This window comes from Bacillus sp. K2I17, from assembly GCF_002209985.1.
In the GTDB taxonomy this organism is placed as follows: Bacteria; Bacillota; Bacilli; order Bacillales; family Bacillaceae_G; genus Bacillus_A; species Bacillus_A wiedmannii.
The window spans coordinates 39,491-50,606 of the sequence record NZ_NJGF01000031.1 but is presented as its reverse complement, the minus strand read 5'-3'; the positions used below and the strand labels follow the sequence as shown (position 1 = coordinate 50,606).

The following is an 11,116-nucleotide window of genomic DNA, read 5'->3' as shown; positions in this document are numbered from 1 at the left end:
CCTTTCTTATTATAAAAAAAGAAATAATTAGTTCTCCATAAAATTAAAAAATACGCTATTCTTTCTGTAGAATCATAGGAAAGGATGGCGTTTTTTATGTCTGTTTCTGTGTCTGATGAATTACAACTATTTGCTCAAGAGATTCAAAGGTTCTTATCTCCAAATACCTTACGGAATCTTGCTAGAGATTTTGGTTTCGTTATGGGGGTACTTTAAAATCTTAGCTTGATAGACATGCGATAAGACCCCCAATTAAATATAAAAAAGAGCACTGATTTTTAGTGCTCTTTTTGTAAGCATTAAATAATGAAATTTGAAATATTCTTTAGAATAGCGAATAATTCAAATCTGTTTATTTTTAAGATTAATCAATACAGCAATACTTATGCATTTATTATATTTAAAAGGGCTATTTTATTGAAAGCAAATAATAGATAATTCTACTTTACCAATAAGGTTTACTTCTCCTTTTTCAACATCAGCATATATTATCTTCGGTAACCTCAATAATTTCACTCAATTGAATTTGGATCGTTGCTAATTTCCATGTAATTAGTAATTTTTTTACATGAATACTTAGCGCGATATAAAAACCTTCCATATTTAAATGGAATTCCCTCTATCCGATTATATAAATCTATACAATTAAGAAAAACTATTCGAACTTTTAAATTCCAATTACAAGTAACGAGGTATTCTTCGAAAAAGAAGATAAAGATAGCTTTGAGTGTAGAGAGAAACTGTAATAAAAGTAAGATAGGGCAAAGACTAGTATTGAAAAATATAAAAGATGGAAGTAGCATAGGGGATTTACGCATAAAGTAAAATTGATGGTGAAGTTAACAAAATTTTCAATTAAGTCAGATAAAAGGGTGGTGTTTTTAACTTATAATAATGTTAATACAATGAAAATACGGCTGCGAATTAGTTGTTTTAAAAATCAAATTTAGATGGGAAGAGGATAATGAAGACCAGAGATAGTTATAAAATTATTGTAATTGGTGCTGGGACTGCAGGAATATCTTCTACTGCACATTTGTTACGAAATGTACCCCTATTGAAAGAAGATATAGCAATTATTGATCCATCAAAAAAACATTATTTCCAACCACTATGGAGTTTAGTGGGGGGAGGAATTGTTTCAAAGGAAAGTACGATGCGTGATCAAGAAGTGCTTATTCCAAAAGGTGCAACGTGGATTCCTAAAAGTGTTGTTAAGTTGTTTCCGAAAGAAAATAAGCTACTTTTAGATGATGGATTGCTGCTTGAGTATGAAATTCTTATTGTAGCAGCCGGTATACAAATAAATTGGGATGGTATTAAAGGCTTGAAGGAGTCTATTGGGACTAATGGGGTTTGTAGCAATTACTCTTATAAATATGTTGATTCTACTTGGAGAGAAATTGAAAAATTTAAAGGAGGAAATGCAGTTTTTACCCACCCAAACACTCCTATTAAATGCGGTGGTGCTCCACAAAAGATTATGTATTTAGCAGAAGAGTATTTTTCTAATAGCGGTGTAAGAAACAAAAGTGAAGTAATGTTTTATACGGCGAACGCTAATATATTTCAGGTTCCACGTTATGCTAATACATTAGAACAAGTACTAGAAAGAAAGCAAATTATAACGAATTATAATAAAAACTTAGTAGAAATTATTGCCGAAAAAAGAGAAGCAATTTTTGAAGATACGCAAACACTGAAAAGAGAAACTGTACCATACAGTATGATCCATGTTGTTCCACCAATGGGGCCACCTAATTTTATTAAAGAGAGTGAGATAAGTGATTCTCAGGGGTGGGTAGATATAAGCCCTTATACTTTGCAGCATATACAGTATAAGAATATTTTCGGACTTGGAGATTGTACCAATTTACCCACCTCTAAAACTGGAGCGGCAATTCGAAAACAAATACCTGTCTTAAAACAAAATATTATGGACGTACTTAACGGAAGAGACTTGCATGCTAAATATGATGGATATACATCCTGCCCGATTGTTACAGGTTATAAAAGTCTTATACTCGCTGAATTTAACTATGAACATGAGCCTCAAGAAACATTTCCGTTTAATCAAGCGAAAGAACGATATAGTATGTTTTTACTTAAAAGATATATGTTGCCCTATATGTATTGGAATTTTATGTTGAAAGGGATGCTATAGGAGAAGATAGAAAGCAGTTATACAAATTGAAAAGTAATTTGAAATAACTATTTGGAGGGAATAGCTATGCTTTTAAAATATTTTTATGATGAAAAATTAGCACATGCTTCCTATTTGGTCGGTTGTCAGAAGGAAGGCGTAGCAATTGTAATTGATCCAGGTCGCTATATAGAACAATATATAGAATTTGCTAAGAAAGAGGGAATGGAAGTAATTGCTGCGGCTGAAACTCACATTCATGCAGATTTTCTTTCTGGGTCTAGAGAACTTTCTAATCTTTATCATGCAAAGTTATATGTATCTGATGAAGGAAATTGTGATTGGAAATATCAATATCTTAACGAAGGTCGATACAAATTGGTTAGAGAGGGCACAGAGTTTAAAATAGGTCATATAAAATTTAATGTAATTCACACCCCAGGGCATACGCCTGAAAGTATTTCTTTTTTAGTAACTGATACAAGTCAAAATAATTATACGAATGATAAGCCAATGGGAATATTCACAGGTGATTTTATATTTGTAGGAGATATAGGAAGACCGGATTTATTAGAAACTGCTGTAGGTATGAAAAATACTGCAAAAATAGGAGCGAAACAATTATTTAATTCTATACAAAAAATAAAAATACTCTCTGATTATTTGCAAATATGGCCATCACATGGTGCAGGAAGCGCATGTGGAAAAGCATTAGGAGCAATTCCAACTTCTACATTAGGTTATGAAAAGATGTTCAATTGGGCATTTCAGTGTAATGAAGAAAGTGATTTTGTATCGACTTTATTGAGGGGACAGCCAGAGCCTCCAAAGTATTTTTCATTAATGAAGAATTTAAATAAGTCTGGTCCTCCAATTCGTAAGAAGAGAGAAGTTATTGCTATTGATACAGTAGAAAAACTTCAAGAAGTTATGACAAGCGTTCAGCAAATAGTTGATATAAGGGATGTAGAGAGTTTTGCTTCTGGTCACATCGAGAAATCAATTAACATACCTTATAACAATTCCTTTACAACTTGGTGTGGATGGTTACTAGATTATAAAACAGAAACTTTAATCATTCTAGATGAGGAAAAGGTTAGAGTGGAGGAAGTTATTAGAGACTTTGAATCTATTGGGCTAGATAATATTATTGCTTTTGTACCTGTAAAGGTAATACAAAGATTTAATAGATTAGAAAGTTACAAAGAAGACACATCAATCGAATTATATCCGCATATAAAAGGTGGAAGTGTTAAGGTAATCGACGTGCGTAGTAAAAAAGAGTGGGAGGAAGGACATCTTCATGATGCAATACATATCCCTTTAGGAAATCTATTTAAGCAGCTAGATTGTATACCAAAAGGTTGCCCAATAGTTTTACAATGTCGAACCGGATTGCGTTCCGCCATAGCAGCTAGTATTTTACAAAGAGCAGGTATAAAGGAAGTAGTGAATTTAAAGGGAGGATTTCTTGCATGGAAAAAAGAAGAGTTTCCTTATATAACATGTAATCGCAATGTGTAGGGAAATAATTTTTATTAATTTATCCGATAAGGAAAATTGCGGATTACATAGGAGTATATCTATATATAGGTGCAATACAGTTAGATAGTGTATTAAAATAGGAGAAATAGATGATTTATTCTATAGACCTGAATTTATTCAGAATTATGCTGATGAGCAAATAGATATAGTTTTATCAGGACACGCTAATGGTGGACAATTTAGGTTACCATTTATCAGCAAATTAGTGGCTCCAAATCAAGGTGTTTTACCTAAATATACAACTAGTTTATATGAAAAACAAAATACGTCTATGGTAGTAAGTAGAGGATTAGGCAATAGTATCATTCTGCAAAGAATTTTTAATAGGCCAGAACTTGTAGTCGTACAGTTAAATTGAACTGTACGACTTTTTGTACAGAAAAAATAGGCCATATGCATTTTATACAAGTTAACATTACAGTTTTGTTAAAAATTTTCTACGTTACATAAAGTAACAAAATTTGACCCGGAGAGTTTGTTATAGTGTAAATAATCAAAAAACTTAAAAATTAGTCGAGTGAAAAGTGTGATAAGCAATTCAGTAAAAAACTTAAAGGGGTGTACACATGCATAAAGAATATGAAATTGAAGAGTATACGGCGATTGAGGAACAAATACATTATTATTGTAAATGTTTATTAGTAAGTCATCCTGATCAAATTATAAAGTATTTAGAAAAAAGGTTAGAAAAATATGCAGAAACATTACAATATGCACATTTATATCCTGATACAGTTATTTTACCGTTACAGCAATTAGTTATCGAATATTCTTTAGATGTTGCTAGAATTAGAAAATATATGAATTTAAAAACGTAAAATGAAATATATAATTTAAATGAAACAGAGTCGACTTTAAGAAATGAAATTCTAATGTCGACTCTGTTTCATTGTTTAAGATTGAAAATACATACTAATCAATGAAGTTTGACATATAATTACGCAAGAGTAAAATGAAAGTGAGTACTCACTCATTTTGAAAAGGGGGAAGAATACATGCAGCAACCTGCTATTATTTTACGAACCGTGTCAAAAAGTTTTTGGAAAAAAGAAGTTTTACACAATCTTTCATTGCAAGTTGAAAAAGCAGAGATATTTGGTTTAGTTGGGCCTTCAGGTTCAGGGAAAACGACTCTTATTAAATTGATTGCAGGTATTAATGAGGCAACGAAAGGTGAAGTGCTTGTATACAACACGAACATGCCTAATTTAAATGAAATGAAAAGAATTGGTTATATGGCTCAGGCTGATGCATTATATGAAGAACTATCAGCATATGAAAATGCAGATTTTATTGCAACGATGTATGGATTAAAAGGAAAACATAAAAAAGAAAGAATCGAAGAGGTTTTTGACCTTGTACAATTATCAAAACATATAAGACAGCAAGTGCAGCATTTTTCAGGTGGGATGAAGAAGCGTTTATCATTAGCGATAGCACTCCTTCATGAACCTGAAATATTAATTTTAGATGAGCCAACAGTGGGGATAGATCCACTTCTTAGAAAAAAAATCTGGGAAAAATTTTATGATTTGAAAAAGAAAGGCACAACTATTATTGTAACGACGCACATTATGGATGAAGCTGAGTTTTGTGAGCGTTTAGGGTTGATTAGAGAAGGAAAGCTAGTTGCGACTGGAACACCTGAAGAATTGAAAAAACGGGTATCATCAGGACGGATTGAAGATGTCTTTTTGTTGGAAGAGGTGGCCCTATCATGAGAGTTACTGGTGTAATCATTCGTATTATTCGCCAATTTTTTCGAGATAAACGTTCGTTAGCGATGATGTTTGGAGCACCAATGTTATTACTTTGGTTATTGTCTCTAGTGTTTACACAAAAAGACTATGTACCGCATATTGCTGTAGTTGATGTGCCTGCTCCTATTGTAAAAACAATGAAAACTCAAGAAGCCTCAATTTATGAATATGGCAAAGAGAAAGCAATTTCAGAGTTAGAACAGCAAAAGGTAGATGCAGTAATTTATTTAGAGAATGGGAAAATGAATGTTTTATTAGAAGGAAGTGATTCATCAAAAAATCGTGCTGTACTTCAAGTTTTACAAAAGAGTTCAGAAAAGAATGATGTATCAGTTATGAAGCCTGAAGTAAATTACTTACATGGCTCTAAAGACTTTACAATGTTTGATGGGCTTGGCCCCGTATTGATTGGTTTCTTTACATTTTTCTTTGTATTTATATTATCTGGAGTTTCCTTTGTTAGAGAACGTTTAAGTGGTACATTAGAGAGGTTATTGTCCACTCCAGTGAGAAGATGGGAAATAGTTGTAGGATATATTATTGGTTTTGGAATCTTTGCATTTATACAATCAATTATAATCGTGAATTTTTCAGTTTATATTTTAGACTTGTATGTAGCTGGCTCCATATGGCTAACGCTACTTATTACATGTATGCTTTCTTTAACAGCACTAACTTTAGGGACATTTTTATCAGCATACGCAAATAATGAATTTCAAATGATTCAATTTATACCGCTTGTCATTGTGCCACAAATTTTCTTTTCTGGGTTGTTTCCAATTGAATCTATGAATAAGTGGCTACAAATGTTAGGGAAATTATTTCCGCTCACATATGGAGCTGACGCAATGAGACAAGTGATGATTCGAAATCAAGGATTTACAGAGATTGCGTTAGATCTAACTGTATTACTACTTTTTTCTCTATTATTTGCAATAGGGAATGTATTTGCATTAAAGAAACATCGGAAAATATAATGATGATACAAAGGGGCATTATAGATGAAGAAGGATTGGTTGGATGAATTAATTGCCGCAACTAATACGGATAAACGAAATGAACGTCAAATGCGTATTTTAGAGGCAGCTGTTGATATGTTTGGAGAAAAAGGATATGCATCAACTTCTACAAGTGAAATTGCAAAGCGTGCTGGTGTAGCGGAAGGAACAATCTTCCGCTACTATAAAACGAAAAAAGATTTATTGTTAGCGGTCGTCATGCCGACATTAACAAAGTTTGCTGCACCATTTTTCGTACAAGCCTTTGCAAAGGAAATATTTAAATCGAAGTATGAATCATATGAGGGACTTTTACGAGTTGTCATTCATAATAGATTTGAATTTGCTCAAAAGCACTTTCCTATGATTAAAATATTAATTCAAGAAGTACCATTTCAACCAGAGCTAAAAAATGAAATACAACAATTAGTAGAAACGGAACTGTTTTCACATTTCAAAAAGTTGATTGTGAAGTTTCAAGATAAAGGAGAAATTATTGAGATACCACCATCTTCTGTATTACGTCTTACTTTATCAGCTGTATTAGGTTTACTATTAACACGATTTTTATTATTGCCTGAAGAAAAATGGGATGATGAAGTGGAAATTGAAAATACGATTCAATTTATATTGTATGGATTAACGCCACGAATCTAACTATAACAACATTTTAGGGGTTTGATTTTTGGTATTTAAATAAATGTAATTTAATAGGTTTAATCATAAGTAAAAATATATTGATGTGTGAATTACATATACTATTTTTAAGCAAATAATAAATCGCCTTTAAAAAGGCGATTTATATTCATTATACAATTTTGATAAATAAGTACTTGTTTACGAAAAACATTCTAGATTAACGTACTTCTTTGTCTCTTCTTCTAAGACCTAATAATCCTGCTAGACCTAATAAACCCAGCCAAGCCCAATTATTATTTCTATCATGATTATTATTTAAATCATTTGTCGTATTTACATTTCGAGTTCTCACATCATTATTAACTCTGTTCAAGTTATTATCATTAACTCTGTTCAAGTTATTGTCATTAACTCGAGTTGACATATCAGTGTTATTAACTCTATTCATATGATTTCCATCGTATTCAGCTTGGGCAGATGTGCCTAAAAACATAATAGATAGTGCTAAAACACTTAAAATAGATGATAATTTTTTCTTCATAAATTTCCCCTCCTTTCTTATGTATTAATTTCTCCATTGCTTTTGTACATTATTCGTATCACAGTATCTAAATCATAAAGTTAAAATTATTAGAACTATCTTTAATCTCCATTATTAAAAGGACAGGTAAATACAACGAAGCGGTTAACAAAAGTTAACCGCTTACGCCATGTTATGCTTGATCAGATTGAAGAACATGTAAAGGAGGAGGAATAATCCAGCCTTTTTTCTTATTTAACCGTAGTAAGGTAGCACCTGCTTGTGCCTTTTTCATATGGAATTGTCCAAACATCATTCCTACGTCTTCTCGAAGTGATTGTCCCATCGCTTGGCTACATGCTACTAGTCCAGCAGCAAGATCCATAGAAACTTTAGCTGCAATTTCTGCGTCATTAATACGAGCACCAGGAGGGATTGTTTCAATAGATGCAACTGGACGCTCTGGAGGTGCTGGTGGTAATGCCACACCGTTTGATTTTAACAAGTTTTTTAGTTCTTCAACTTCTGATTGGATATCATTTTCTATAAAATTTTCTAAAAACTTTTTTAAGTCCTCGTCTCCAGAATGATTGACAAGAACTTGGTAACCAGCAATTGCACCTTGTGCCCCTGCAAGATAACTCCAAATTGCAAAGACTTCTCCGTAATGCATTGGTTCATTTTGGGGATTACCACTTAATACTCCCATTTTAATATGCCTCCTTAAAATGAATGGATTTTTTGAAATATTTTTTACCAAAGAAAAAATGCTTCTGAAAATGTTCCGTAATAAAGAAAGTAGGTTTCTAAAATTCATTTGGAACACCCTAACTACAAGTAATACTTTCTCAGTCTATAATGTACAAATATAAAGAATATATTCCAAATAACTTGGGATTAAAATTCGTATTAAGACTTATTTTAATTTAAATGTAAAGAGGAGAGGAAAGAATCTGTAACTATGCTAGTAAAGATGGATTGTGTTTAGACAAAAATGTATTAACAAGTTTGTACAAGAACTTGTTAATACATATACGAAATAGATTTGAATTGCAGTTGATATAGCATTAAATTTATAGTTATTATAAAAATAATCAATATAAACAGACTTTGCTTAAGATACTAATATCAGTACAATTTAGATTGTATGGATTGATACCATGGAGGTAATGAAATGCGGCAATTTGCAAAACCAACAATAGTTGTAAGTAAATGTTTAGAATTTGATGCCTGTCGTTATAATGCAGAGATGATACCAGATGTAACAATACGAAATTTGCAGCCATTTGTTACATTTATACCTGTTTGTCCAGAAGTCGAGATCGGATTGGGGACTCCTCGTGAAACGATACGAATTGTAGAAGAAAATGGTGTGAATAGGCTTGTACAGCCGTCGACACGAGAAGATGTAACTGAAAAAATGGAGCAATTTTCATATGTCTTTTTACAAACGATATCTGATGTGGATGGTTTTATTTTAAAGAATCGTTCGCCTAGTTGTGGTACGCGTGATGTGAAAATTTATTCTGGTTTTGAAAAAGCACCAGCAAAAGGAAAGGGATCTGGCTTATTTGGCGGAGCAGTAATAAAAAATTTTTCGCATCTTCCAATTGAAGAAGAGGGTAGATTGTCGAATTTTATTATTAGAGAACATTTCTTTACAAGGCTGTTTACAATCGCGCATTACAAAATGATTAAACATACTAAAAACATAAAAGAACTCGTATCATTTCAATCAGACTATAAGTATTTATTTATGGCATATAATCAGGTAAAACAAAAGGAATTGGGGCGTATTATTGCAAACCAAAAAAATGAAACGATTGAAGTGGTATTTGAAAACTATGAGAAGACTTTATATGAATTATTTATGCGCACACCCCGCTATACATCGAATGTAAATGTATGTGAGCATATTTTTGGATATTTTAAAACTAAGCTGAAAAAACAAGAAAAAGATCATTTTTTAGATTTGATACAAAAGTATATAGAAAAGAAAGTCCCGCTTAGTAGCTTACTTGCAATTTTAAAATCATGGGCCATTCGATTTGACGAAAAGTATTTATTAAGACAAACATATTTTGAACCTTACCCTGAAGCTTTAGTAGAAATTTCTGATTCGGGAAAAGGTAGAGATTATTAAACAATAAATTACATAATTCGACAAGAAAACTCCTATGTTGTTGTAGAACAATGTAGGAATTTTTTTGTGCATTAGTACAGAATCTGTTTTAAAATTAAGTTATGACAGAATTATAGCAATTATCTAACTAATATTCGTGTCTTTTAATTCGTAATGTTTGTAGTAGAAACTCGCACGCTGTCGAAACTCAATATTCGATAAGGGGTGTGTAGCGGAATGGAATTTACTCTAACTCGCGAAAAACAAATGATTAAAGAAATGGTACGTGACTTTGCTGAAAAGGAAATCGCACCGAAAGCTGTATATTATGACAAAACTGCGGAATTTCCATATGAAACATTTCAAAAAATGGGCGAACTAGGATTATTAGGAATCCCATTCCCTGAAGAGTATGGAGGTTCAGGTGGCGATACTGTATCGTACGCGTTAGCAGTTGAAGAAATTGGTCGTGCTTGTGGTGGGACAGGATTAAGTTACGCTGCAACAATTTCATTAGGTGCTTCTCCAATTTATTATTTCGGTACAGAAGAACAAAAACAGAAATATTTAATTCCAATGGCATCAGGTAAAACTTTAGGTGCTTTCGGATTAACTGAGCCGAACGCTGGATCTGATGCAGGTGGTACACAAACGAAAGCTGTATTAGATGGAGACGAGTATGTTATTAGTGGTGAAAAGTGTTGGATTACAAATGCAGAGTATGCAAATACAATTATTGTAACCGCTATCAACGGTGTTGAAGATAATGGTAGAAAGCGTATTTCGGCATTTATCGTACCGACTACAAGTGAAGGATTAACGATTTCAAGTCCTTACGATAAGATGGGTGTTCGTGCTTCTAATACATGTGAAATCGTACTTGATGGTGTACGTGTACCGAAAGAAAATATTCTTGGTGATGTAAATAAAGGATTTAAACAATTCTTATATACACTTGATGGAGGACGTATTTCAATCGCAGCATTAGCAGTAGGTATTGCACAATCTGCATTTGAACGTGCGCTGCAATATGCGAAAGAACGTCAACAATTTGGAAAGTCAATCTCTAATTTCCAAGCGATTCAATTTAAATTAGCTGATATGGCGACTGAAGTAGAACTTGCACGTAATTTAGTACATAAAGCAGCTTGGTTAAAAGATAATGATAAACCTTTCGGTAAAGAAGCGGCTATGGCAAAGTTATTTGCATCTGAGGCTGCTAGTCGTATTGCAAATCAAGCGGTACAAATTCACGGTGGATACGGCTATATGCGTGAATATGAAGTGGAACGACATATTCGTGATGCAAAACTATTAGAAATTGGTGAAGGAACTTCTGAAATTCAACGTCTCGTAATTGCAAGACATTTAGGATGTAGATAAAAAGGA

10 protein-coding genes and 1 pseudogene are annotated in these 11,116 nt (G+C 32.7%); 9 read left to right on the top strand and 2 right to left on the bottom strand.

Translation table 11 applies throughout. The annotated features are described in order from the left end of the window. The first annotated feature begins 964 nt into the window (after positions 1–964). The 7 genes and pseudogenes from CER22_RS24590 (at position 965) to CER22_RS24560 (ending at position 7,103) form a co-directional block, all read left to right on the top strand. The gene (locus CER22_RS24590) at positions 965–2,164 is read left to right on the top strand and encodes an FAD/NAD(P)-binding oxidoreductase (protein ID WP_088609804.1); all 1,200 of its coding nucleotides are present in this window, start codon (positions 965–967) and stop codon (positions 2,162–2,164) included. 66 nt (positions 2,165–2,230) lie between these two features. Beyond that, a complete protein-coding gene (locus CER22_RS24585; protein WP_088609803.1) occupies positions 2,231–3,667 on the top strand; it encodes an MBL fold metallo-hydrolase in 1,437 nt (478 codons plus the stop codon). 115 nt (positions 3,668–3,782) lie between these two features. Next, positions 3,783–4,046, top strand: a pseudogene (locus CER22_RS24580) (metallophosphoesterase); the annotation flags it as partial. Between the two features lie 208 nt (positions 4,047–4,254). Next, positions 4,255–4,506, top strand: coding sequence for a hypothetical protein (locus CER22_RS24575; protein ID WP_000548621.1), 252 nt, complete (start codon positions 4,255–4,257; stop codon positions 4,504–4,506). 177 nt (positions 4,507–4,683) lie between these two features. Continuing rightward, positions 4,684–5,409, top strand: a complete 726-nt coding sequence (locus CER22_RS24570) for an ABC transporter ATP-binding protein (protein WP_088609802.1) — start codon at positions 4,684–4,686, stop codon at positions 5,407–5,409. Next, positions 5,406–6,425 (top strand): ABC transporter permease, encoded by a 1,020-nt coding sequence (locus tag CER22_RS24565; RefSeq protein ID WP_088063510.1) that lies wholly within the window; start codon positions 5,406–5,408, stop codon positions 6,423–6,425. The genes CER22_RS24570 and CER22_RS24565 overlap by 4 nt, the downstream gene beginning before the upstream one ends. Before the next feature lie 24 nt (positions 6,426–6,449). Next, the gene (locus CER22_RS24560; protein ID WP_060488911.1) at positions 6,450–7,103 is read left to right on the top strand and encodes a TetR/AcrR family transcriptional regulator; all 654 of its coding nucleotides are present in this window, start codon (positions 6,450–6,452) and stop codon (positions 7,101–7,103) included. A gap of 199 nt (positions 7,104–7,302) precedes the next feature. On the opposite strand, the gene CER22_RS24555 is transcribed toward CER22_RS24560, so the two are convergent. Both CER22_RS24555 and CER22_RS24550 read right to left on the bottom strand, forming a co-directional pair. After that, positions 7,303–7,626: a WGxxGxxG family protein gene (locus CER22_RS24555; protein ID WP_087986149.1), complete on the bottom strand. Its 324-nt coding sequence runs from the start codon at positions 7,624–7,626 to the stop codon at positions 7,303–7,305. Between the two features lie 172 nt (positions 7,627–7,798). Continuing rightward, positions 7,799–8,314, bottom strand: coding sequence for a DUF3231 family protein (locus tag CER22_RS24550; RefSeq protein ID WP_088609801.1), 516 nt, complete (start codon positions 8,312–8,314; stop codon positions 7,799–7,801). Positions 8,315–8,779: 465 nt separating this feature from the next. Here CER22_RS24550 and CER22_RS24545 point away from each other — a divergent pair, with 465 nt between their 5' ends. Further along, positions 8,780–9,748, top strand: a complete 969-nt coding sequence (locus CER22_RS24545; protein ID WP_087986147.1) for a YbgA family protein — start codon at positions 8,780–8,782, stop codon at positions 9,746–9,748. Between the two features lie 216 nt (positions 9,749–9,964). Continuing rightward, the gene (locus CER22_RS24540; protein WP_000397260.1) at positions 9,965–11,110 is read left to right on the top strand and encodes an acyl-CoA dehydrogenase; all 1,146 of its coding nucleotides are present in this window, start codon (positions 9,965–9,967) and stop codon (positions 11,108–11,110) included. Positions 11,111–11,116: the final 6 nt, after the last annotated feature.